Origin of the sequence: Qipengyuania sp. Mu-71 (assembly GCF_036867055.1) — a bacterium.
GTDB classification, from domain to species: domain Bacteria; phylum Pseudomonadota; class Alphaproteobacteria; order Sphingomonadales; family Sphingomonadaceae; genus Qipengyuania; species Qipengyuania profunda.
In genome coordinates this window covers 107,428-131,946 of record NZ_JBAJHR010000001.1, presented here as the reverse complement: position 1 = coordinate 131,946, position 24,519 = coordinate 107,428, and the positions used below count along the sequence as shown (strand labels likewise).

The 24,519-nt window shown below is 59.2% G+C and carries 21 protein-coding genes and 1 pseudogene; 9 read left to right on the top strand and 13 right to left on the bottom strand.

What is annotated here, in order from left to right:
* Positions 1–223 precede the first annotated feature (223 nt).
* The 10 genes from V6B15_RS00610 to V6B15_RS00565 all read right to left on the bottom strand — a co-directional run bounded on the left by V6B15_RS00610 (position 224) and on the right by V6B15_RS00565 (position 11,184).
* A complete protein-coding gene (locus V6B15_RS00610) occupies positions 224–1,195 on the bottom strand; it encodes an alpha/beta fold hydrolase (RefSeq protein WP_050599570.1) in 972 nt (323 codons plus the stop codon).
* Positions 1,192–2,829 (bottom strand): flavin-containing monooxygenase, encoded by a 1,638-nt coding sequence (locus V6B15_RS00605; RefSeq protein WP_063506924.1) that lies wholly within the window; start codon positions 2,827–2,829, stop codon positions 1,192–1,194. The genes V6B15_RS00610 and V6B15_RS00605 overlap by 4 nt, the downstream gene beginning before the upstream one ends.
* The gene (locus V6B15_RS00600) at positions 2,826–4,436 is read right to left on the bottom strand and encodes an acyl-CoA synthetase (protein ID WP_006834182.1); all 1,611 of its coding nucleotides are present in this window, start codon (positions 4,434–4,436) and stop codon (positions 2,826–2,828) included. The genes V6B15_RS00605 and V6B15_RS00600 overlap by 4 nt, the downstream gene beginning before the upstream one ends.
* A 63-nt stretch (positions 4,437–4,499) precedes the next feature.
* Positions 4,500–5,591, bottom strand: a complete 1,092-nt coding sequence (locus V6B15_RS00595) for an acyl-CoA dehydrogenase family protein (RefSeq protein ID WP_050599567.1) — start codon at positions 5,589–5,591, stop codon at positions 4,500–4,502.
* Positions 5,591–6,841: an acyl-CoA dehydrogenase family protein gene (locus V6B15_RS00590; protein ID WP_063506922.1), complete on the bottom strand. Its 1,251-nt coding sequence runs from the start codon at positions 6,839–6,841 to the stop codon at positions 5,591–5,593. Before V6B15_RS00590 ends, V6B15_RS00595 begins: the two co-directional genes overlap by 1 nt.
* A 6-nt stretch (positions 6,842–6,847) precedes the next feature.
* Positions 6,848–7,324, bottom strand: coding sequence for a Zn-ribbon domain-containing OB-fold protein (locus V6B15_RS00585; RefSeq protein WP_006834185.1), 477 nt, complete (start codon positions 7,322–7,324; stop codon positions 6,848–6,850).
* Complete coding sequence (locus V6B15_RS00580; protein ID WP_006834186.1) at positions 7,321–8,493, bottom strand: thiolase C-terminal domain-containing protein; 1,173 nt, start codon at positions 8,491–8,493, stop codon at positions 7,321–7,323. The genes V6B15_RS00585 and V6B15_RS00580 overlap by 4 nt, the downstream gene beginning before the upstream one ends.
* Positions 8,490–9,182, bottom strand: a complete 693-nt coding sequence (locus V6B15_RS00575) for a Coq4 family protein (protein WP_006834187.1) — start codon at positions 9,180–9,182, stop codon at positions 8,490–8,492. Before V6B15_RS00575 ends, V6B15_RS00580 begins: the two co-directional genes overlap by 4 nt.
* A gap of 80 nt (positions 9,183–9,262) precedes the next feature.
* Entirely contained in the window at positions 9,263–10,405 is a 1,143-nt protein-coding gene (locus tag V6B15_RS00570) for an NAD(P)H-dependent flavin oxidoreductase (RefSeq protein ID WP_006834188.1), read from the bottom strand.
* 50 nt (positions 10,406–10,455) lie between these two features.
* Positions 10,456–11,184: a FadR/GntR family transcriptional regulator gene (locus tag V6B15_RS00565; protein ID WP_006834189.1), complete on the bottom strand. Its 729-nt coding sequence runs from the start codon at positions 11,182–11,184 to the stop codon at positions 10,456–10,458.
* 201 nt (positions 11,185–11,385) lie between these two features.
* Between V6B15_RS00565 and V6B15_RS00560 the strand changes: the two genes are divergently transcribed.
* The 6 genes and pseudogenes from V6B15_RS00560 to V6B15_RS00535 all read left to right on the top strand — a co-directional run.
* Entirely contained in the window at positions 11,386–12,648 is a 1,263-nt protein-coding gene (locus V6B15_RS00560; RefSeq protein ID WP_006834190.1) for a cytochrome P450, read from the top strand.
* 28 nt (positions 12,649–12,676) lie between these two features.
* Entirely contained in the window at positions 12,677–13,003 is a 327-nt protein-coding gene (locus V6B15_RS00555; protein WP_006834191.1) for a 2Fe-2S iron-sulfur cluster-binding protein, read from the top strand.
* Positions 13,004–13,071: 68 nt separating this feature from the next.
* Entirely contained in the window at positions 13,072–14,283 is a 1,212-nt protein-coding gene (locus V6B15_RS00550) for an acyl-CoA dehydrogenase family protein (protein WP_006834192.1), read from the top strand.
* Positions 14,284–14,301: 18 nt separating this feature from the next.
* Positions 14,302–15,372: an acyl-CoA dehydrogenase family protein gene (locus V6B15_RS00545; RefSeq protein WP_006834193.1), complete on the top strand. Its 1,071-nt coding sequence runs from the start codon at positions 14,302–14,304 to the stop codon at positions 15,370–15,372.
* A 166-nt stretch (positions 15,373–15,538) separates the two neighbouring features.
* A complete protein-coding gene (locus V6B15_RS00540; RefSeq protein WP_063506921.1) occupies positions 15,539–18,271 on the top strand; it encodes a TonB-dependent receptor in 2,733 nt (910 codons plus the stop codon).
* A 311-nt stretch (positions 18,272–18,582) separates the two neighbouring features.
* A pseudogene (locus V6B15_RS00535) lies at positions 18,583–18,762 on the top strand (IS3 family transposase); the annotation flags it as partial.
* A 156-nt stretch (positions 18,763–18,918) separates the two neighbouring features.
* On the opposite strand, the gene V6B15_RS00530 reads toward V6B15_RS00535, so the two are convergent.
* Positions 18,919–19,332, bottom strand: coding sequence for a hotdog fold thioesterase (locus V6B15_RS00530; RefSeq protein WP_006834195.1), 414 nt, complete (start codon positions 19,330–19,332; stop codon positions 18,919–18,921).
* Complete coding sequence (locus V6B15_RS00525; protein ID WP_006834196.1) at positions 19,329–20,216, bottom strand: alpha/beta fold hydrolase; 888 nt, start codon at positions 20,214–20,216, stop codon at positions 19,329–19,331. The genes V6B15_RS00530 and V6B15_RS00525 overlap by 4 nt, the downstream gene beginning before the upstream one ends.
* 263 nt (positions 20,217–20,479) lie before the next feature.
* Here V6B15_RS00525 and V6B15_RS00520 point away from each other — a divergent pair, with 263 nt between their 5' ends.
* The 3 genes from V6B15_RS00520 to V6B15_RS00510 all read left to right on the top strand — a co-directional run bounded on the left by V6B15_RS00520 (position 20,480) and on the right by V6B15_RS00510 (position 23,145).
* A complete protein-coding gene (locus tag V6B15_RS00520) occupies positions 20,480–20,665 on the top strand; it encodes a MarR family transcriptional regulator (protein ID WP_228135198.1) in 186 nt (61 codons plus the stop codon).
* Positions 20,666–20,995: 330 nt separating this feature from the next.
* On the top strand, positions 20,996–21,562 hold the full coding sequence (locus tag V6B15_RS00515) for a MarR family winged helix-turn-helix transcriptional regulator (RefSeq protein ID WP_006834198.1): 567 nt from the start codon (positions 20,996–20,998) through the stop codon (positions 21,560–21,562).
* The gene (locus V6B15_RS00510; protein WP_006834199.1) at positions 21,559–23,145 is read left to right on the top strand and encodes an ABC1 kinase family protein; all 1,587 of its coding nucleotides are present in this window, start codon (positions 21,559–21,561) and stop codon (positions 23,143–23,145) included. Before V6B15_RS00515 ends, V6B15_RS00510 begins: the two co-directional genes overlap by 4 nt.
* A gap of 138 nt (positions 23,146–23,283) precedes the next feature.
* Here V6B15_RS00510 and V6B15_RS00505 read toward each other — a convergent pair.
* Positions 23,284–24,476 (bottom strand): IS3 family transposase gene (locus V6B15_RS00505; protein WP_369765956.1). Its coding sequence is split into 2 segments (ribosomal slippage): positions 23,284–24,227 and positions 24,227–24,476, totalling 1,194 coding nucleotides; the frame shifts between segments, so codons are not numbered across the junction.
* Between the last annotated feature and the right edge of the window lie 43 nt (positions 24,477–24,519).

Genomic DNA, 24,519 nt, shown 5'->3' with positions numbered 1-24,519 from the left:
AGATCGCACGCGGAGTGAACGTTTGCTAAAGATCAGCAATGGTTGGCGCGCTAAGCGAGTTGCTCCCGATAAAGCTTTTGCCCCAGCTGGCATCGAGACCAACGAAGCGTTCGCCGTGCCGACGGCGACAATAGTTCGGATATAGTACAAGATGAATATGGACGCCCTTTGCCCCCATCTCGCTGGCCTCTGACCAGGAACCAGCCTCTTAGTATGGGGGATCTCAGAGGCTCCAAAAGGCCAGTACCGCCCGAAGCGCAGCGACGAACGCGAGCGGCTGATCCAGCATGAGATGATGGCGTGCATCGGGCACTGCAACAATTGGTATCTTTCCCCCTCCCAGTTCCCGGATATAGCGGGCGGAATCGCGATCAAAGAGCTGACTTTTCTCGCCGTACACAATCGCTTTGCGCCCGGGCGCATCGACCAGCCTCTGGCCTACTGTCAGCCATTCGTCGGGCTTGTTGCTGCGCCGGAACACTTCGGGAGAAAACTTCCATGTCCACTCCTCGCCATCGCGGCGGAGAGAGTGATAGGCCATGTAATCCATCAGGAACGGCTCACCAACTGCCTGCGGCGGCGACAGGATATACCTCTCGCGCGCCGCTTCGTAGGTCGGGTAGCGTCGCACCGGTTTGTCAGGATTACCCGACCCGGGGCTCGATCTGCCCATGGTCCAGTATTTCTCCAGCTTTTCGGGCCGCATCACCATGAGATCGCAGACAATAACGCCGGCGAAGGCATCCGGCGATTGGGAAACGGCGGTCAGCGCTGCACCCGAGCCGAAACTATGGGCGATGATCGTCGGTCTGCTTCCATCCGCAAACAAATCGAGCGCTTCGCTGATCTCGACAAATTCCTTTCCCCGCGCAGCTATATCGGCCACGCCGCGCATCTCGCTATCGCCCATACCGGCCAGATCGAACGCCACCACGTCGTAGTCTTCGGCAAGGTACGGTGCGATGAAGGCAAAGCAGCGGGCATGGGCGAGAAAACCGTGAGTCATGAGCAATTTGGGCCGGTCACGCCTGCCCCAGCGAAGATAATGCACCCGCGCGCCACCAACCTCTACGAAGCCTTCCTCACGGGGCACGCTCAGCGCCCAGGCGAACCATTCGGGTATATCCGCCCCGTCGCCGGCCCATACGGGATCAATATCTGTTGACCCGTCGTGGATTGGTTTCATTTCATTCATTTCGGCGCAGTCTCCATACCGGATAGTGTATTCCTGATAAAACCACGATAATCGTGCCGTGCGACATCGTGGCATAGATCGGCGTAACCAGATACGCTGGGGAAATTGATCAGTTGTCGGGGTTTGCCGGGAATATTGGCGCCCATGTACCACGATTCAGCCTTGGGGAAGAGCGTCATCGACCCTACTTGGGCGACCATATCGGTCCAGCTTCGCTCGGCCAGCGCATCGGCTTCGAAAAGGCCGATCCTGTTATCGCGCAGCCAGATCCGGAAATCGCAGATCCAGTCACCCTGGATTTCGGCGCTTGTCGGACCGTTGGAAAAGCCTGAAGGGCTGAGCGGGCCGTAGGCGAACAGCATGTTCGGAAATTGGGCGACGGCCATGCCCAGATAGGCTTTGATCTCACTCTTCCATGCTTCTGCCAGCGCCAGCCGACCGCGGCCGGTGATGTTCATGTCGATGAGCCCGCCACGACCGGCATCGAAGCCGGTCGCGAAGACAATGAGATCGCACGGGATCATGCCAGTGGCTGTTTCTATCCCGGCCTCGGTGACGCGAGTGATCGCGGTGTCGTTCAGATCGACCAGCGTAACATTGTCTTGTGCGAAGATCTCGTAATAATTCTGTTCGAGCGATGGTCGCTTGGTCCCGAAGGGATGTGGCGGCTCATCGGGAGCGAGCTTCTCGGCAATGGTCGGGTCGCAGATCCGCTCGCGCACCTTGTCACACCAGAACTCGTAGGCGTGGCGATTGGCGTCCTCGTTCGTCAGTATGTCAGCGAAATTATGATACCAGAAGCGCAACCCTCCTCGCTGCCACAAATCCTCGAAATGCGTAGTCCGCTCTTCCTCGGTCACAGCCAGGGCCGAGATGTCCAGCGATTGGCATTCGAAACCGCCACTTGTCGTAAGCCTTTTGTGGAAGACAGCGGGATATTCGGATTTTTCGCGAAGCTGACGATCAGCGTCCAGTTTTTCCTGCCGCATGGGAAGGGCGAGAATCGGGGTTCGCTGAAAAAGCGTCAGCTGCTCCGCGCAGCTTGCCGCCTCCTGCGCCACCTGTACGCCGCTGGCACCCGTGCCGATCAGGGCGATCCGGCGGCCGGAAAGGTCGATGCCTTCCTGCGGCCAGCGGGCGGTATGGCACCATTCGCCTTCGAAATCGCTAAGGCCCAGGATATCGGGAATGTAGGGTTTCGAGGCGAACCCCAGGGCCGGCAAGAGGAAACGCGCGCTTACTTTTCCGCCATCGTCGAGCTTCAATCGCCAGCAGGCGGTGTCTTCATCGAACGGCGCGCTTTCGACCCGTGTTTTCATTCGCATTGCCGGCCAGAGGTCGAGCGTATCGCAGACGTGGAGGAAATAGGCGCGCAGTTCTTCCCAGCCTGGAAATCGTTCGCTCCACGTCCAGCTTTTCCATACTTCCGCAATGGAAAATTCGTAAAGTGGAACCTGGGAATCGACCCGTGCTCCCGGATAGCGGTTCCAGTACCAGATTCCGCCCGGCTGCTCCGCTGCGTCTACCAGCAGAACATCGAACCCCGCCTGACGCAGCTTGTAAAGCAGGTATATTCCGCTGAACCCGGCCCCGACGATTACGACATCATAGTCAGGAGGGGGCGAATGGCTCACGAGGCCCCGGCACCCGCTTTCGCGATGTCTTTAGCCGTAGTATAATCCGCCTTGCCGTTTGACGCGCGCAAGGCGGTTTGCGTTGGGCAAATCGCCTTGGGCGTTTTGTAACCTGCCAGTTGCTGGCGCACGTGATCCTTGATCGCTTGCGCGTCGAAGTCCGCATCCTGGGTCAAATGCACCACAGCGGTCACCGCTTCGCCCCATTTTTCGTCAGGCACCCCGACGACAAGCGCGTCGGCAATGGCGGGATGGGTTTTGAGCACTTCCTCCACCTCCTCGGGGTAAACCTTTTCACCTGCGGTGTTGATGCAGACGCTGCCGCGGCCCAGCAAGGTCAGGCTTCCATCGGATTCCACCCGGCACCAGTCGCCCGGGATGGAGTAACGCACGCCATCGATCGTCCTGAAAGTCTTGGCCGACTTTTCCGGGTCCTTGTAGTATCCTGTGGGGATTGCGCCCTTGCGGGCAATAAAGCCGGGCACGCCGCTCCCCGCCTCGACCTTCCGGTCGTTCTCGTCGAATACGTCGCAAAATTCCCCGATCCCGAATTTCGCGGTGTTGGTGCCGCCCTGTGCGGTCGTCACCGACAAGCCGTAGCCCAGCCCTTCCGAAGCGCCAAAACTGTCCATGAGGATGACCTGGGGGATATGTTTGCACAGGCCCGCCTTTACCTGTTTACTCCACATGACGCCGGACGAGATGATCGAAATCAGGCTGCTCGTGTCCCAGCGCTTCGGGTGGGCGTCCAGCGCCTGCAGCATGGGTTTGGCAAAAGCGTCACCGACAATGGCGATGCTCTGCACCTTGTGCTGGTCCACCGCATCCCACAATTCTTCCGCGTCGAAGGATGGATCGGACAGCGTGACGATGGCCCCGCCCGACATGAGCGTGCCAATAGCAGTAATGAACCCGGTTCCATGCATCAGCGGGCACGCCGGCAAAGTGATGCGCGCAAGCTCGCCCTGCTTCACCAGGGCCACCATTTCCTCCATGGTCTGGGGAACCGGACCCAGCAGCTTTTGCGCGTCGAGCTGAGCCTTGCGCATATCATCGTGTCGCCACATCACGCCCTTGGGCATGCCGGTGGTACCGCCTGTATATATGAACAGCAGGTCATCGGGAGAACGCTCGATATCGAGAGGCGCGCCGTTACCTTCTACAAGTTTTTCGTAAGGAAGCGCGAAGGAAGCGATCTGCGAAGCATCGCCGATTTCTACAAATGTATGAACCTTGGTCAACCGTTCCTTCAGTTCAAGAATGCAGTCGCGGAACTCGGAACTGTAAACAATTACCTCGCTATCGGAATCGTCGAAGATGTAGAAAACCTCCTCGGGACGGTAACGATAATTGATGTTCACGTGCGTGAGGCGGCCCTTGAAGCACGCGGCCATCAATTCCCCGTATTCGGAACGGTTGCGCATGTAGAAGGCTATCTTCGCCCCGTCGCCTGCACCTTGCGCGCGCAGATTGCGCGCCAAATTGTTCGAACGCTTCGACATTTCGGGCCAGCTAATGATCCGGTCGCCGTGAATCAGCGCCGGAGCATCTTCCGGGACCGCAGGTTCGATTGCATCAAGGATGTCGCCAAGGTTCCAGTCGATCACGTATTAATTCCTCTCTCCTTGGTGGCCACGATTTTGTCGGTAGCGTGCGCCTAATTCATCGTCTCATGCGACCTGCGTCCACCCCTGCAAGGCCGCTGCTTCGGCCCGGACCGCTTCGGGACTTCCCAGAACCTGGCGGTCGAAACCGATTCGCTTGAACCAGAAATGCAGACCTAGGAGATCGGTAAAACCCATCCCCCCATGCACCTCGGTTGAGGTTCGGGCGACAAAACGGTGGACTTCGCCCGTATGTGATTTGGCATGGCATGCCACCAGCGAAGCCTCGTCGGGCGTCGCATCGAACGCATGGGCGGCATACCAGACCAGCGAACGGCATGGTTCATGGCGGGCAGCCATTTCCGCGCACATATGCTTGACCGCCTGGAAGCTGCCGATCACTCGTCCGAACTGTTCGCGCTGCCCGGCATAGTCGACCGCTTTTTCGATCATAGCCTGGCCCGCACCGAGGCTATCGGCGGCCAGGAGCACCCGGCCGGCGTCCCGCAGGCGCCTGACTGTGGCCCCACCATCGTCCGCGAGAGCCTCGCCCGCTACGCCAGAAAACCGCAGCTCCCCTACGCTCCGGGTGCGGTCGATCGTTTTGAGAGCAACCTTCTCCAGACCCGCAGCATCGCCAGCTACGAAGTGCATACGACCGGCGGTATCGGCTACCAGAAACGCGTCGGCTTCCAGGAAGTCGAGCGCGAACAAAGCCGTTCCGTCGAGCTTTGCGCCGTCGAAGTCCACGCCTGCCCGGTCCCGGATCTCCACCGTTTCCGCGATCGCGACGGCGATTTGCGCCTCGCCCTTCGCTATCCTCGGCAGCCAGTGCGCCTTCAACTCCTCGCTACCGCCCTGTGCCAGCGCAAGGGGTGCCAGTACATGGGCACCGATAAAAGGCACCGGCGCGACGGCATAGCCGAGCTGCTCGGCCACAGCGGCGGCATCGAGCATTGTCATCCCGAGCCCGTCATGTTGCTCGGGAACCATCATTCCCCAAATGCCGATTTCGCCCAGCGCCGAACGCACGTTGTCGCTGAAGGGAACCGAGCCCTCCGCGCATTCGCGCACATGATCGAGCGGACAAGTATCAGCAAGAGTGCGGCTGATCGCGTCGCAGAGCATCTCTTGGTCTTGCGAAAGTCCGAAATCCATCAGGCGGCTCCCTTATTCTGCCCGCTTGCAACGGCCGTCGCCTGTTCGACGGCGGGAGGCGTTGCGAACTTGGGTTCGCGCGGCATTTCCAGCCCGCGTTCGGCGATGATGTTCTTCTGGATCTGGGCGGTGCCTCCACCGATGATCAGACCAAGCTGGAACATGTAGTTCCACTGCCAGGCACCGTCTTCGCGCTCGCGCTCGCTTCCGTGATAGAGTATGCCCATCTCGCCCATTGCGTCGATCGCGAGCGCGGAAATCTGATGGGCGAGCTCACAGCTCTGCAGCTTCACGACAAGTTTCGCCATGCCGCCGGCATCCCCCCTAAGGCTGTTCGACAGGATGCGCATGCCGTTGAATTTCATCGCCGCGACTTCGGCTTGCAATGCAACCAGCCGGTCACGCAGAACGGCGTTGTCCATTGCGCAACCCTGGCCGATGCGTTCTTTTTGCATCAGCCTGACCAGCGCCTGGAGCCGGTTTTCCAGTGCATCGGGGTCGCCCAGCATGCCACGTTCATGGCCCAGTGTGGCATTGGCCACGTACCACCCCTGCCCGCGCTGCCCGACGATCTGATCCAGGGGAACCCGCACGTCGGTAAAGAACGTTTCATTGAACTCGGCATGACCGGTCATGGTCTTGAGTGGTCGGACCTCGATCCCTGGTGTGTCCATCGAGAAGATCAAGTAGGAGATGCCGCCGTGCTTGGGCGCGTCCGGTTCGGTCCGAACAAGGCAAAAGATCATGTCCGCCTGCTTGGCCGTGCTGGTCCAGATCTTCTGTCCGTTGATGACAAAGTCGCCATTTTCGACGCGGGCGCTGGTCTTGAGCGCGGCGAGGTCCGATCCCGCTCCAGGTTCCGAATATCCCTGACACCAGACTATCTCGCCATTTAGGGTCGGCTCGATCCATTGCCGTTTCTGGGCTTCGGTTCCGAGTTCCAGCAGCGTGGGAACGAGCATGGAAATGCCCTGGTTCGCAAGGCCTGCGGGGATGCCAGCGCGCGAAAATTCCTCGGCAATGATCCGCGATTTCAGGATGTCCGGCTCGGCTCCGTATCCGCCGTATTCCTTGGGAATCGTACGCGCCGTGTAACCATGCAGGATCAACAGCTTTTGCCATTCGACGGCTTCGGGGGAAGGGCGCGCGGCACGGCCTTGGCCATCGGGTGCGCGGTGACCGTGGGTTTGCAGGAACTGGCGCACTTCCTCGCGAAACGCGTCATACTGGGGTCCGTAGTCGAGATCCATCTTGGTCTATCCTTCTGCGCGCGCGATCGCGACGGGTCGGAATACTGGCAGGCGAAAATCTTCGGAGATCGGCTCGAAATCCAGCGTGACCGGCAGATCGAGCTCAAGCTCGTCGAGCGCGCAATCGACCAGCCGGGTTGCCATGCGCACTCCCTCCTCCAGTTCCACCACCGCAGCGATGAAGGGAATCTCGCCGGCGAAGGCGGGATGCAGTGCCTGATGGGTCACCGTCCAGGAAAACAGCGTGCCATTGCCGGTGCTACGCTCCCACGACCATTCAGGAGAACCGCATCGGGCGCACATATAGCGCGGCAAATGCCGAAAACTGCCGCATCCTTCGCACTGCTGGAAGTAAAGGTTGCCGTCCTGACACCGGTTCCAGAATTCCTGCTCCACCGGATCCTGCGGGCGCGGCTTTGGCTTGGCTGGTGCGGCCTGCGCCGAGGGGCGCATCTTGGGCGGCAGATCTTTCTCGTCGCTCACGCAAACCTCCTCAAAATCGCTATACTGCCGTCACCCAGATCGCCCCAGCCGGTCACCAGGCCGGTCTGGGCGCCTTCGACCTGCCGCTCCCCACAATCGTGGCGCAACTGACGCACCGCCTCGACGACATGGTTCAGTCCCCAAACATGGGCCTCGCTCAGCAGGCCGCCATGGGTGTTGACGGGATAGCGCCCGCCCAGCTCGATCTGGCCATTCGCGACGAACTCTGCCTGTCCACCTGGTTCGCAATAGCCCAGGGCCTCCAGCTGAAGGAGAACCACGTAGGTGAAGCAGTCGTAGATCTGCAGAAAATCCATGTCTTCGCGATCGACCCCCGCCATTTCGAACGCGCGCGGCGCGGCGTAGCTCAGGCCGATCTTGAAGGGGTCGGGACGCGAAGGGATATCGTCGGCGGGGTAAGGATGCCCTTCAGCCGCACCGGCGATGCTCACGGGAACATGCGGCATGTCCCTGGCGCGGTCTATTCGCGAAACCACGACTGCGCATGCCCCGTCAGTCTCCAGACAGCAATCGTAGAGGCGAAAGGGTTCGGATATCCAGCGCGCGGAATGGTAGGTTTCGGCATCCAGTTCCCGGCCATAAGTGAAGGCCTGCGGATTCATCTGCGCATGGCGACGGCACGCCAGTGCAACGGCCGCCATCGCTTCCGGGCCGATATCGTAAATTCGGGAGTGCCGGGTGGCGAGCCAGGCATACATCTGCACCGGCAGGAACACGCCATACGGAATGTAATAGCCTTGGATCGTATTCGTCAGGGTGTTCATGTTCATCGGCCGCGTCGGCGGTGCGCCAGGCTTGGGCCGCAAGGCGGAATAACCGTTCCACCCGAGCGTCACCAGCACATGGTCGCATAAGCCGCTGGCAATTGCCATCGCGGCGTTCTGGAGTGCCGTGGTAGGGCTCGCCCCGCCCATGTGGACCGTAGAGGCATAGCGCAGAACTTCGATACCGAGGTTAGCCGCCATCTCTTCCGAGGTGGTGTAGATCGGCGGAGGAACCATGCCGTCGATATCCGACGGCTTCAGCCCTGCATCTGCTATGGCTTTGCGCGATGCTTCCAGCATCATGTCGACCGCGGTTTTCTCGGTGCCTTTCACGAAAGCGGTTTCGCCCACTCCGGTGATGGCCGATTTGTCGCTTAAGCTCATGCCTGCCTGACCGCCTGGTAATCGCGTTCGAGCTGTTCGGAAAGAGCGCGCACCCTCTGATAGGTCTCCGGCGGACGCAGTCGCAACTCGCGGCGGACATCCTCCAACGGACGATCGAGATTTTCTTCCCAGTAGAAGGTGGTCAGATCGGCTGCAGCCCGGCCCCGGCGCCACGCTTCAAATGCAGCGCGCGCCACTGGCAACTGGGCAGCTTCCAGTTTCATCTTGGGAATGCCGACGCCCAAGATGAAAGCGATCCCGTGATTATAGAATTGCGCGTTTCCGAAGGACAGCACGCACAATTCGCCCAGTGCGTCCCTGCCGTATCCGGCGACGTCATGAAACAGGTCATGCGAATCGCGAAGGCGCCGACGATAGAGGGAAACATCGGGGTCGCCGAGGTCCTCCAGACCTCCGGCCTCGCTGGCTTCCGCCAGACCTTCTGCTGTCAGACCCTCCCCGTAAACAAAATCGAGGTAGGCTCGGCCAAGCGTGCCAGACGCACAGGTCGCAAGGCGTTTGCGATCGCACAAGGTTTCAAGTAGGTCGGCCCGGTCGGAAGCGATACGCCGCCCATCGCTCGACTTCATGAAGCGATTGAAATTCCGATAATAGGAATTGCCCGACAATGCCTTGACGATACGGAACACCTGCGCCGTATCCTCCTTGTCGGCAATCAACTGCCTCATTGCCCCAGCGCTCTGAGAGGCTCTACGGGGCGGCGCAATTCATGACCTTTGGCGTAAGCCATCTTCTTGCCTCCTGCGCTTCACTTGTAGATACCAGCGGACGCCAACGCCTTCTCGGCTCCATCGACCAGGTCGCGCATCACTTCGGCGGCAGGCCGGATCGAATCGATCAGGCCGATGCCTTGCCCCGCGAAGCCGGGGATGACATCCTTGCGCTCTGCCTTGATCCCGGAGGCCATGACCGGGCCGGAGATCATCGACTGATAGGGCATCGGCAGAGGCTCCTTTCCGGCCTGCACCCAGGCGTCGGCCCATTTGTTACGGATCATGCGCGCCGGTTTGCCGGTAAGCGATCGACTAACGACCGTATCGGCATCGCCGCTTTCGGTGATCGCCTCTTTCTGGAAGCGCTCGATGCCCGCTTCCTCGGTCGCGAGAAATGCCGTGCCGACCCACGCGCCCTCTGCCCCCAGCATCATCGCAGCGGCAACACCCCGGCCATCCGAGATACCGCCGGCCCCAAGGACAGGAACACGATCGCCAACGGCGTCGACCACCTGGGGAATCAAGGAAATAGTCCCGATCGGCGAGTTGTGACCTCCGCCATCGTGCCCTTGCGCGACGATCATGTCGATGCCCGACCCGACGACCTGTTCGGCGTGCTTGACCTTGCCGATCACCGCCATGACCTTGGTGCCATTGGCATGGAGCCGATCCATCCACGGTTCAGGATTGCCAAGGCCGGCAGCATAAACCGGCACCTTTTCCTCGATCACCACTTCCATCTGCGCCTCAAAGAATTCCTTCGAGAACAACTGCGGGCCGCCCTTGCCCATTTCAGGCGCGCCCGCCGCCCGCATGGCGGCGGCAGCATCGACCTCCGGAAGCTCTTCACGATCCATGAAGTCGCGCGCGAACTGCTGATATTCACCCATCAGATCCATGGGATTTTGGGGTGCAGCACCGCTTTGAGGGGCAGAGCCGCGCCTGACCGACGCGGGGAGCAGCGTATCGACACCGAAAGGTTTGTCGGTCAATTCCCGGGTCTGGCGAATCCAGTCACGCAACTGATCGGGCGAACACGCCGCGGCACCCAGGACCCCGAGCCCGCCGGCATTCGAAACCGCAGCCGCCAGCGCCGGAACGCTCGCTCCGCCCATCCCGGCAAGCAGGATCGGGTACCGGATCCCCAGCATTTCGCATATTCGGCTCTTCAACGCCATTCTTCCTCTCCAGCCACTTGCCTAAACGCACACTCAAACTATTGAAAATTCTACAGCTGCCCCCACCGCACCCGCTGCGAGACCAGCTCGGGGCTGCGCTCCGAAAGATAGACGGCAGAGCCGGCCACCAACCGGCTCATTGCTTGACGGGCCGCGGCGCTGTCGCCAGTCCGCACTGCCTCGAGCACCCGCACCAGAAACTTCATCTGCACCGCCCGTTCCTGTGCCGAATATCCCAGCGAATGGGAAAACTCGCGGGTCAACAGATGCATCGCAGAGGTCAGCAAACCGAACAGCGGATTGCCGCTCGCCCAACCCAACAAGTCGTGAAATCTGCGATTAAGTTCCTCGAATTGATCAGAGGCTTCATGATGCCTCAATTCCGCCAGACACCCTGCCAACGCGCTGAGATCAGCGGTAGTTGCACGCTGGGCTGCATACCCTGCGACATCGGGAGCAATTGCTTCGCGCAATTCAAGCAAACCACGCAAATCGGCTTCCATGAAATGCAGAATCAATGACAAACTGCTTGCAAAATCGCCGGTCTGCGGACGGGCTACGACGGGACCTCCACCACGGCCGAGCTGGAGATGGATGACCCCTTGCAATTCCAGGAACCGCAAAGCCTCCCGCAAAGTTGCGCGCGCAACCTCGTAACGCGCGAGCATTTCATCCTCGCGCGGAAGCCTGTCACCCGGGTTATGGCGACCCGCCTCGATGTCCCGCACGATGCTTTGCGCAAGAGAAAGGGCACGCTTGGCCTTCTTCACCGCTGACATCCGCCACTCATCAGCACACCCGCACCTCTCGAATAAAAAGTATAAGGATATTAGCAAACCTTCGTTGGATCGGCACACTATCCGATGGGATTGGTGTCTGCAAGGGACTAAAAGAGTATACGATTTATTGACTGCACGAGATGTCTCCCTTAAGGATGACTGAAGGCCGATCAGGCCTGAGATGTAGAAGGAATAGTTCTTATGGACAGCCAGATCGCCGAGCCGGATGCCGCGGCGAGGATCGCGTCAATTCCGATCGAGGAAATCGACGTGGCCCGGCCAAGCCTGTTTCAGAACGATACCATCGGTCTATTTTTTGACAGGTTGCGCGCCGAAGAACCTGTCCACTACTGCCGCGAGAGCTATGTCGGCCCTTACTGGTCCATTACCAAGTTCGACGACATCATGGCGGTGGACACCAATCATAAGGTCTTCTCTTCGGAAGCGAAGCTAGGCGGAATTGCAATCCAGGACATGCATTCGGTGGAAGGCGCGCTCGAACTTGAAATGTTCATAGCGATGGACCCGCCCAAGCACGATCAGCAGCGCAAGGCGGTGACTCCGGCAGTGGCTCCGTCCAACCTGCAACTGCTCGAGCCGATCATCCGCAAGCGCGCGGGAGAGATTCTCGATGAACTCCCGATTGGCGAAGATTTCGACTGGGTGGATAAGGTTGCGATCGAGTTGACGACGATGACGCTGGCAACCTTGTTTGATTTCCCTTGGGAGGAGCGGCGCAAGCTGACGCGCTGGTCCGATGTAGCAACTGCGGCACCTGAAACCGGGATCGTCGAATCCTACGAGGCGCGGCGCGAAGAACTCATCGGTTGCGCGATGTATTTCAAGACTCTGTGGGACGAACGGATAAACGAGGAGCCGAAGAACGACCTCATCTCGATGATGGCTCATTCTCCCGCCACGCGCGACATGCCGTTCCTCGAGTTTCTCGGCAATCTTATGCTGCTGATCGTCGGTGGAAACGACACAACACGCAATTCCATCAGCGGCGGCGTGCTCGCCTTGAACCAAAGCCCGGACGAGTACGCGAAACTCGACGCGGATCCTTCGCTCATTAGCAAAATGGTTCCGGAAATCATCCGTTGGCAGACCCCCCTCACTCATATGCGCCGCACCGCGCTGGAAGATTGGGAGATCGGCGGCAAACAGATCAAGAAGGGCGACAAGGTGGTGATGTGGTACCTGTCAGGCAACCGCGACGAGAGTGCTATCGAGCGCGCGGACCAGTTCATCATCGACCGCAAAAATCCGCGCCATCACCTCTCATTCGGCTATGGCATTCACCGCTGCATGGGAAACCGGCTCGCGGAACTGCAGCTGCGGATCATCTGGGAAGAAATTCACAAGCGCTTTTCCCGGGTCGAGGTTACAGGTGAACCAGAGCGTCTTTTTTCAAACCTCGTCCGCGGAATCACCAGGCTGCCGGTGCGGCTCCGCGCCCGCTGACTCTCGAGATCGAAATGCGGAGTTCAAGATGATCAAAATTACGTTCGTGGCTAGCGATGGTGAGCGACGGGAGGTCGAAATAGAAGAAGGCGAGACAGCCAGGGAAGCGGCGCTATACAATGACGTGCCGGGTATCGATGGCGATTGCGGAGGGGTATGTGCTTGCGCGACCTGTCATGTGCATGTCGATCCCGAATGGATCGACAAGGTGGGTCGGCTTATGCATGATGGAATGGAGGCCGACCTCTTGCAGTTCGCCGAAGGCACCACTGAATACAGTCGCCTTGCCTGTCAGATTCCGATGAAGCCGATGCTGGATGGATTGGTTCTTCACCTACCCGAACAACAATACTGACGGAGGGATCCTCGTCCCCGTAGCCTACATTCTTATCTGTCTTTCCTTGATTCTTCGAGAAAACACCCATGGCCACACAAATCGAGCCCGCAACCCAGACCGACGAAGACGCCTTCCGCGCGGAAGTGCAGCAGTTTCTGGCGGACAATTTTCCCGCCGAACTCAAGGGCCAGTCGAACGCGCTGGCCGGCGTGGACGGCCCCACCAATGAAACGCCGGCGCAGACCAAGTGGCGCGAAGCCGTGGGCGCGCGCGGCTGGGGCACCCCCACCTGGCCGAAGGAATACGGCGGCGGCGGCCTCACCAAGGCGCAGGCCAAGATCATCGACCAGGAATTCGCCAAGGCGGGTGCCTACAACCCGATCGGCGGCATGGGCGTCATGATGTTCGGCCCGACGCTGCTCGAATACGGCAACGAGGCACAGAAGCAGGAGCATATTCCGCCGATCTGCCGCGGCGAAATCCGCTGGTGCCAGGGCTATTCGGAACCCAATGCCGGCTCTGACCTCGCGAACCTCCAGACCTTTGCCGAGGACAAGGGCGACCACTACCTTGTCAACGGCCAGAAGACCTGGACCAGCGGCGGCCAATGGGCCGACAAGTGCTTTGCAATTGTACGAACCGACAAGAGCGACAAGCACAAGGGCATCAGCTTCATGCTGATCGACATGGACACGCCCGGCGTCGAAGTCCGCCCGATCACCATGATCAGCGGGACCAGCCCGTTCTGCGAAACCTTTTTCACCGACGTGAAGGTCCCGAAGGAAAACCTCGTCGGCGAGGAAGGCCAGGGCTGGACCATCGGCAAGCGCCTTCTGCAGCACGAGCGCACCAATATCTCGGGCGGCGGCAGCCTCGCCCGACTCATGGGCCAGAGCCTTGGCGATATCGCCAAGAAGTACCAGCCGACGGGCGCCGACGGCGAACTCGCCGATGCGGTGCTGCGCGACAAGATCGCTGATTTCGAAATCCGCTGGAACAGCTTCCTGCTCACCGCGCGCCGCGCGATGGAAGAGAGCAAGGCAGCTGGCGGCGTCTCCGAAATCAGCTCTGTGCTCAAGAAGCTCGGCACCAAGCTGAGCCAGGAACGCAGCGAATTGCTGATCGAAATCCGCGGGTTGCAGGGCCTCGGCTGGGAAGGCGACGGCTTTTCGGACGGCGAGCTCGGGGCCGTGCGCGCGTGGCTCTTCGGCAAGGCGACCACCATCTATGGCGGCTCGACCGAAATCCAGAACAACATCATCGCCAAGCGCGTGCTCGGCATGCTCGACCACCAGTAAGAGAGGGGAGCAAGGACAATGGCCGTTCTCAACGAAGAACAGGAAATGCTGCGAGATATGGCGCGCGAATGGACCGTCAACGAAAGCCCGGTCACCGAATTCCGCAAGGTCCGCGCCAGCGGCGAGCCCGAAGCCTTCAACCGCGACGCCTATGCGACGATGGCGCAGATGGGCTGGGCCGGGGTCATCATCCCCGAAGAGCATGGCGGGTCGGACTTCGGCTTCCTGTCCGCGGGCCTCGTCGTCGAGGAACTCGGCAAGACGCTCACCGCCAGCCCGCTGGTGATGAACACCGTCGCCGCCTCGGCGATCGTTCTTGGCGGCAGCGACGAGCAGAAGGCCAGGTGGCTGCCCAGGCTGGCGAGCGGCGAGGCCATCGCCACCCTCGCCGTCGACGAAGGGCCGAGCCACGATCCTGCGAAGATCGAGACCAGTGTGTCCGACGGCAAGCTGAGCGGCACCAAGGCCTTCGTCCATGAAGCGCATGGTGCGGACCTGTTCGTCGTCGCGGCGAAGGACGGGCTTTACCTGGTCGAGAAAGGCGACGGCGTCGCGCTCACCACCCGCAAGCTGACCGACCAGCGCAGCCATGCCGACGTCACCTTCGACGGCGCGGCGGCGGAGAAGCTCGCCAATGGCGGCGACAACCTGCTCGATGACGTGCTCGACCGCGCGCGCGTGCTCACCGCAGCCGAAATGCTCGGCATGGCGCAGCAAGTGTTCGACGACACGCTCGACTATCTGAAGCAGCGCGTGCAGTTCAACCAGGTGCTGGCGAGCTTCCAGGCGCTGCAACACCGCATGGCGGACCTCTTCGCCGATCTCGCCCAGATGCGCAGCGCGGTCGAGGCGGGCCTGCAAGCCGTCGATGCCGGCTTCGGCGTGGCGCGCGCGGCGACCATCGCCAAGGCGGAAGCCAACCGCGTTATGCACACCATGGCAAACGAGGGCATCCAGCTGCACGGCGGGATCGGCATGACCGATGAGTACGACGTCGGCTTCTATCTCAAGCGCGCCCGCGTGCTGGAGCAGAGCTTCGGTTCGTCGAGCTGGTTAAAGGACCGATTTTCCAAGCTTTCTGGCTACTAGAAACCTGCATGTAGTGACCTGCATGGCATTTTTGCCACATGCTTGTCGACAATGTGAAATAATCCGTCAATTCATCTACCAAGTCTTGAAATGAAACGCGCTTATCGGCATCGTTTCTAACATCGACTAGTGCCTAGGATGGGGCACATTCTTAGAGGAGAGGCACATGAAAAGATTTCCATCACGCCACCATTGCGCCCTTGGTGCATTGGCAGCGGCACTTGCCTTCACACCGACAGCCGCCTTCGCCCAGGATGTTGGCGAACCCGATGCGGATCTGGTTGAAGGGGCCGATGTCGAAGACCAAAACGTAATCATTGTTACCGCGCAAGGGCGATCGCAGGTCTTGGCGGATGTTCCAGTCGCCGTGTCAGCTGTTTCCGGAGAAACCCTCCAGAATTCGGGCGCCAGCGACATACGTGAGCTGAACCAGGTTGCACCGTCCCTGCTGGTGTCTTCCACCGGCAACGAAGCTAACGGTTCCGCGCGTATTCGCGGTATCGGCACGGTCGGCGACAACCCTGGTCTGGAAAGTTCGGTCGCGGTTTTTGTCGATGGAGTCTATCGCTCTCGTTCGGGAAGCGCCCTGAGTGAGCTCGGCCCTATCGACAGGGTCGAAATCCTTCGCGGTCCCCAAGGTACTCTGGGCGGGCGGAACTCATCGGCAGGCCTGATCAATATCTACACCGCACCGCCCGAGTTCGATTTCAGCGCATACGGGGCCTTCACTTATGGCAACTATGATGCGATCCGCGTCGAAGGTGGCATAAACGCTCCGCTTGGCGACACCGTAGCTGCGCGTGTGGACGGCGTGTATTTTGAGCGCGACGGCTTCTACAACGATATTACCAACGGCGGGACGATCAACAATCGCGATCGTTATCTGGTCCGCGGTCAGCTCCTGTTCGAACCCAATGACGACCTGTCCATTCGCCTTGTCGGGGATTATTCCAAAAAGGACGAAGCGTGCTGTGCCGCGACGTTCGTCCAGCCCGAGTTTGCTCCGCTTGCACGGATCAGCGCTGGATTTGATCCCTTTACGAGGCCATCGGATGGGGCCGCCCTGACGAGTACCGCAAATCCGATCGTTCCCGTGTTGCTTGCGCTTGGGCAGGATCCGCGTGCCCTCACCCAGGATACATTCAACCGCGACCTGTACCCTACGCCGGGCAGAAGCTATGAAGGCGAAACCGAAGACTACGGTATTTCGGCTGAGATCAATTGGGATTTCGGGAACGTCACGTTGACGTCTATCACGGGCTACCGTGAATATGCCAACAGCCAGGGATCTGACACCGATTACACTACTGTCGATATTCTCTACCGCGCTCCGACCGAGAATGCTCTTGCTCGAGACTTTGAAACATTCACTCAGGAACTGCGCCTTACCGGTGAGGCCTTCGATGGCAAACTCGATTGGTTGATCGGCGCGTATTACGCCAATGAAGAACTGCAGGTGCGTGACAATCTGCGGTTCGGCACCCAGTACGGCAATTTCGTAGCGTGCCGCATCGCTATCGCGATCAACCCGGCTTTGGTCAATCCGGGGGCTTCCAATTGCCTGGGTGCCAACGTGGCGGCATTGGACGGTACGCTGACCGGAAGCCCGGCATTCGGCGCTGCAACCCCGGCGATCCTCGCAGGTATCAACAACCTTGCAAGCATCAGCGATTTGGGAACGGTCAGCGAGGTCTACAATCAGACGAGTGAGAACTTCGCGTTCTTCACGCATAATATCTTTGCGATCACGGATACGCTCGATTTGACGCTGGGGCTTCGTTATACAAACGAAACCAAGGACTTCGACGCAACTTTCCGCAACGACAACACGGTTTGTCCGACAAACCGCAATCTGCTCGGAGGCTTTCTGGGTGTTCCGACTTTGGCACCTCTGGCCGGTGGTATCATCAGCCTTTCCTGCCAAGGCAATTCGACATCGGAGCTCGATGGAGTTTCTCTCGAAGACTCGCGCGAAGAAGAGGAGTTTACCGGCACGGCTATCCTGAGCTGGAAGCCAACTCCCGATCTGCTAGTCTACGGTTCGTATTCACGCGGCTACAAGGCGGGCGGTTTCAACCTCGACAGGTCTGCACTGTCAAATCCGCTTGCGTTCGATCCGGCCAATATCTCGGCAGCCGCGCTGCAGTTCGATGAAGAAACAGTCGATGCATATGAGATCGGCCTCAAATACTCGACACGCGAGTTCGGGGTTAGCATTGCAGGCTTCCGGCAAGAGTTCAGTAACTTCCAGTTGAACACGTTCAATGGGGCGTTCTACATTGTGCAGACGGTCAATAGTTGCGATAGCGATCTCGGCGGGGCCGACAGAGACGCAAGCGCGACAACCGGTGCATGCTCTTCCGATGAAGTTGCACCAGGTGTGATCGCTCAAGGTGTCGAGATCGAAACCTATCTACGGCCCGCTCGTGATTTGGATATTACCCTTGGCGTCACCTATTCTGATACGAGCTTTGAAGACAATCTTATCGGGGACGATACCGGGGCACCGCTCGACCCCGCACTACGCTTGCTGCCAGGCGACAACCTGTCGAATGCACCAGAGATCGTGGCAACATCGTCGCTTACGTGGACGCCGCCAATCGGCGACAGTGGGCTCGAAGGCCTGGTCTTCGTGAACGCTCGTATGGCTGGTGATTACAACACCGGCTCCGACCTGCTCTTCAGCAAGGAACAGGACAGCTTCGTCGTAGTGAACGGGCGTGTGGGTCTGACCAATATTGCGGATCGCTTCGCGATCGAGGGATGGGTCAATAATTTGTTTGACGTTGGGTATACGCAGGTGGCCTTCAACACGCCTTTCGTGGCTCCGCAACAAACGTTCTCCGCTTTTCTTGCGGAACCGCGGACTTACGGCATCACCGTGCGCGGCAAGTTTTAAACTTACTCGCTAATTGCAAGAGGGTTCGGCGCTTCGCTGTGTCGAGCCCTCTTTTTCGAACTTTTATTTGCTCACGACTAGGTGGCGTCCGAACAAAAGTTCCGTGTGCTCAATATCGTCGATGATGTGATAGGGAGAGGCCGGCAGCGGTGTTCGCTGCATGAATCCCTCTTCGCTGGGCTACCAGCCGCCGGCCCCACAAACAATCTTGCCTCGTCCTGCCATGCTGCCTTACGCTGCGCTCCAGGCCGCCCAGCAGGGCGACCCCAACCGCCGGAACTCTAACTTAACCGGTGGACCACCCTGATGGGGCAGGTCAGGTGGAAGACTACAACCGAGAGAGACCGCCCTCATCCCTTGGCTACGCGACACCGGCGGCGTTCGCCGCCGAACTAGATAAGCAATGGCCTGCTTCGCCACGCCCTACGGGCTCCGCTGCGCAGCCCATTGCTTCAACCGCGCTCATACGCATCAACGCAGCTCGGCTCTAATCCCGGCTGGGGGGAAGATCAGGGGGTCACGTCACTCATTGGAAGGCGGCTATCGCGACGCAATTCGCTCTGAAAGTCGTGGGACTATTTTGCAGGTCTTCGAGGAACAGACCTGCTAATTTTCGCCCTGCAGTTAGTTCCATTAGGATAACGCTGTTAGCATACGTAGGCACCGCGGCCGCTAGCCAAAAGGTTGCCAGTAGGACCGTATACACGTGTTTCAGCGACCGAGATATTTTTACCGATCTTGATTATTTTGCCCGATGCTACGAGTGGTCCCGAGGTTGCCGGGCGGTGGTAGTCGACCCTCAGATCGGCGGTCGCCTTGGCCCCTGTACCTTGCGACAATAAGGTGTAGAGCCCGGTTAAATCGATCAGAGAGGCGAGCACGCCGCCATGCGCTGAACCGATTGCCGGGTTTGACACGATCTCGTCGCGCCAAGGCATCTCCAGTTCAAGCTGCTCGTTCGAGCATGACCGTAAAGTGAGGCCAAGCCACCGGTGAAACGGGGCAATCTGCAGGATCTCTTCGAGGCGCTTAGGATCGATCCTTGTCAGATTATCGGTCATGTAACGGCTCCCTGCGGACTGTGATTACGCTTGAGAAAATCGAGTATCGCTGCCGAAAAGGCATCGTTGGCATCGCCAACCACCATATGTGTTGCCTCTGCGATGTCGGTGTATTCAGCGTGTGGAACAAGTTCGAGCAATTGCGCGACCGCGTCTTCGGAAACCAGATCGCTCGATCCGCCGCGAATAATATGCAATGGCAGCGAAAGCCTGCTGGCTGCATCGTTCAGCGCATCAAACTGGCGTTCCTGATGAGCCGGATCGCTTCGCTTGGCTAGTGTGATGTTGCGGATAAAGGCCGGATCCCAATGCCAGTAGTAGCGGCCGTCTTCCTTCTCTCGCAGATAGCGCCGTAAGCCCTTGCCGGCTCCGCGCTTGCGGCGATGTGGCATGTAGCGCGCGATGACCTCTGCCGCTTCGTCCGGTGAAGAGAAACCGGTCTCCACGTGCTCCTCCATAAAGCCGACTACGCGCATAACGCCCCCCGTCTCCATACGCGGCGCGATGTCGACGAGAGTGAGCGACGCGAAGCGGCCCGGCGCAAGGTGTCCTTCGGCGATCAGTCCGGCCAACCCGCCAAGGGAGGCCCCGACGAGCGCTGGCTTGCGGTCCATTTTTGAAGCGATCGCAACGAGATCTGAAGCGAAGTCGCGCGTTTCGTAAGCGCCCTCGGCAGACCATTCGCTGTCGCCATGACCGCGCATATCAATTGCGATCGGACGAAATCCCGCATTGGCGAGATCGGCTGTGACACGTTTCCATGCGTGACGGGTCTGGCCGCCCCCATGCGCGAGCAAGACCGGTAAAGCATCGGCATTTCCGGTCGCTTCGGCTGCTATGGAGATGCCACCATTTCCCCCGATATGGAAAGTTTGCGACTGCATACCGCAACCTCATATTGTAAATCGATTTACAGTAAACGGCTTTATTTCCTGATCCGCTATGGTAGGTTGCCCTAGATGGCTGCCATGACGGGCTATGACGCGGATACAAAGGGGGGCAAGTTCCCTCACCGATACCGATCGGCTGTTCTTTCTTATGGAGGAAGTGACCCGGCGTTTGCGCAGGACCGCCGATTCTTCGGTTGAACAATTCGGGCTCACGCGGACGCAATGGAGTATATTGGCTTATCTTTCGGAGCCCAGGCATGACCCAGACAGAGCTGGCTCGGGAACTGAAGCTAGAGCGCGCTAGCATCGGCCAGACTATTGATCGCCTGGAAGAACTTGAGCTGGTGGAAAGACGCAGGCGCGAAGAACGACAGGCGCGTTTGGCGGGTTCATTTACGCCCTGCCGCAATCGAGCTACTTCCCAAGATGCGAGTAGAAGCTGATGCAATGTATGCTCGCTTGCTCGGGGGGATCCGTTTTGGGGAACTGGAGCGCTTACGCGGATCGCTGGCTAGGATGCATGACAATCTGGGCAGCGAGCCATAATCACTCGAAATCGAGCCCATGCCCCGCGTTCACGCCCGCGTTTGCCCTTCAGGGGGTCTGATGCTCAGATGAGGGACGCCGAGCGCATGCGATCATAACATCCCGGCAGTCGTGGCAGGCGAGGTGGCCGGAGCCCCCGCACTCACCCAGCGCAGTTCGGTTCCTTATCAGCTTGAGCGACCATCGGATTCAGTTTCTGCTGTAGCGTGAAATCAGCGAGTGTTTGCATGGCGGCACTGCTAGCGAATATGGTTGACGCTGAGCTTGAACACGCCAGGCATGCGCGAGCCTTCCAAGATAGCGCTATGGATAAGCATATGCCGAAAGATGAGATACGTGATTACGCCCCCAACGAAAAGGATGACATCCTTTATTTGCTAGAAGAGGTGAACAGGACCGCTCGGCGGACCTTCGACGCTCTGATCGTGGGGCTCGACCTCAATCAAACACAATGGCGGATCATCGCGTCCTTGTTGCGAGAACCTACGCTAACACAGACCGAGATTTCTCGCCTGCTCGAGCTTGAATCGGCGACGATAGGACAGGCTGTCGCAGTTTTGGTTGAAAAAGGTTTGATCGAGCGAGAGCGGGCGGCGCACGATCGAAGGGTTTGGAACCTCCACCTCACCGAGCAAGTAAGAACCATCTGGCCGGAACTGCGCGAAGCGGCTGATCGACTCCACGAAATTCTCTGGAAGGGAATGTCTGCGCCTCAAATCGACCTCCTGCGTACGATGCTTCGAAAAGTTGCGGAGAATCAGAAGCAGGCTGACACTTGCGAAGAAAGCCGATGAAGCATGATCTGGAAAACAGTGTCGGTGAACTGACGCGGCTAGCAGAACTCGGTCAGATTTTCGCCCGGCACGGTCTGAAAAATCTCGGAAGCTTGCTTGGCTTTATGCCGGTTTCGGAGAATGAGCCAGATACCGAGGACTTGCGTCCTGCATCGGTGGTGGCGCTGTTGCGCGATGTCGGCCCTGTCGGAATAAAGCTTGGCCAGCTCCTGGCGACCAGAAGCGATCTGTTTACACAACCCTGGATTTCCGCGTTCGGCACTCTCCACGACCAGGTGGAACCGCTGCCGTTCGATAAGATCGAACCGGTGATTGTATCGGCTTGGGGCAGCGACTGGGAACGTGAATTCGCCGCTTTCGAGAGAAACCCGATCGCCTCAGCCTCTATCGCGCAGACTTATGTCGCAACCCTGCTGGACGGAAGCGAGACTATCGTGAAAATCCGCCGACCCGGCATGGCGTCCAGGATCGAGGCGGACATGAGGCTGTTGACACGGCTCGCGGGCCTCGCCGAGCGTCGGTCAAGCGACATTGCTCGCTATCGACCCGTGGAATTCCTTCAGACATTCGCCAAGAATTTAGCGCGGGAGATGGACCTGGCGGCAGAAGCACGTGCCTGTGAAAGGATTGGCGGTTATCTGGAGATGCTTGGGGTGAAGACGCCCGCGATCCACTGGGAACTCACAGGCTTGACGATCAATGTGCAGGAAGCCCTGGGCGGAAAGCCCGCGTCGCGGCACCCGGCAACTGATCCGGCAGGGAATGCCCAGTTCGCGAAGCGCTATGCCGATGCAGTGCTACGGATGATCCTTCTCAATGGAGAGTTTCATGGCGACCCGCATCCCGGCAACGTCTTCTGGATGGAAGGGAACCAGGTAGGCTTCATCGATTTCGGCTCGGTCGGCTTTCTCAGCGGCGCGCGGCGTCAGGAAATCGTCCGACTGATTTTCGCTATCGCGAACGGACAGATAGACAAGGTGGCCGATCTGCTGCTCGACTGGGCAGGCAATCCACTCGTGGATCGCGCGCAATTGGTGATGGACCTGGATGAGCTGATCGCGGAATTTAGCGGCACAGCTCTTGCCGGGATAGAATTCGCGGCAATTTTCGATCGGGTTTTCGGATTGTTGCGCGATTATCGCCTCGTATTGCCGCCCGACCTCGCTATTTTGCTGCGCACCCTGCTGACCGCAGAGGGCTTCGTTCGCTCTTTGGCGCCGGACTACAATATCGCCGAAGAAACGAAGCCGATCGTGATGCAATTGTTTGCCGAGCGATTTTCGATCGGAGCCGCGCGGGATCATTTGGCCAAGGTCCGCAGTGGCCTGCTTGATTTCTCGGCATCGCTGCCCGAGCTAATCGATAACGTTGCCTCGGTCGCTCGATCAGGTACGATTCAGGTATCCATCGACCCAGCCAGTCTGAACCATCTGACGCGGGAAGAGGACCGCAGCACCCCCGTCAAGGGTCCGGTGGTGGCAGCGTTGATCATCTCTGCCGCATTGCTGGCCGACCAATCGTTGTTACTGGCAGGAATTGTTCTGGCTTTCGCGGGAATAGCACTCATTCCTAGATGGAACTGATAAGACCACACACAATGAACGCTTAGACCACGGCCGCCCGGCACCGATATTGGCTACATCAAGGGAGAAGAGTGGAAATGACCGAACAGAAACCTGCCGAAGCGGTGCCTGCCGCCACCATGCTGCTGACCTGCCCCATCAGGGTGGTCCACCGGTTAAGTTAGAGTTCCGGCGGTTGGGGTCGCCCTGCTGGGCGGCCTGGAGCGCAGCGTAAGGCAGCATGGCAGGACGAGGCAAGATCGTTTGTGGGGCCGGCGGCTGGTAGCCCAGCGAAGAGTGTGGCCGGACGGTGTTGTAGTGGATACGCCAGCGCTCGATCAGGATGATTGCCTCCTTCAGAGTGTAGAAGATCTCCCCGTTGAGAAGCTCATCCCTGAGCTTGCCGTTGAAGGATTCGTTGTAGCCATTCTCCCATGGTGATCCGGGTTCGATGTAGAGGGTCTTCACACCAATCCGCCAGAGCCAGTCGCGCACGGCATGAGAAGTGAACTCAGCGCCATTATCGCTACGGATGTGATCAGGCGGACCATGGCGTTGGAACAGCTCGGTCAGCACGGCCAGGACATCATCGCTCTTGAGCTTGCGCTGGACATGGATCGCCAGGCACTGGCGGCTGTACTCGTCGATCACGGTAAGCATGCGGAAGGCCTTGCCGTCATGGGTGCGATCCATGACGAAGTCGTAGCTCCACACATGGCCACTATATTGCGGACGCAGCCTCACGCATGATCCATCGTTGAACCACAGACGCCCGCGCTTTGGCTGTCTCTGCGGAACCTTGAGCCCTTCACGGCGCCAGATCCGCTCGACCCGCTTGGCGTTCACCAACCAACTTTCATTGCGCAGCAGCGCCGTGATCCGGCGATAGCCGTAGCGACCATATTGCTGGGCCAGCCGGATGATTGCAGCTGTCAGCGGCTTCTCGTCGGCTGGTGGTGCGGGCAGCTTGCGCTGGGTCGAGCGGTGCTGGGCAACGACCCGGCAGGCACGGCGCTGGCAGATATCCAATGCCTCCTGCACATGGTCGATGGCCAGCCGACGCCGTGAAGGGCTCAGTACTTTCCCTCGACAACCTCCTTCAGGATCAGCGCATCGAGCGTAAGATCAGACACCGCCTTCCTGAGCCGCTGGTTCTCCTTCTTGAGATCCTTCAATCGCCGAGCCTGGCTGACCTTCAGCCCACCGTACTCGCGTCGCCAGCGATAGTAACTCTGCTCCGAAATCCCCAGCGATCGGCTGATCTCCCCGATCTTCTCTCCGTGCGAGAGCCGAACTTCGGCCTCACGCAGTATCCCGATAATCTGTTCCGGCGTGTATCTCTTCCGTGCCATTCATCAGCCCCTTTCAAGCCGTAAATAGCCGAAATCCTAACTC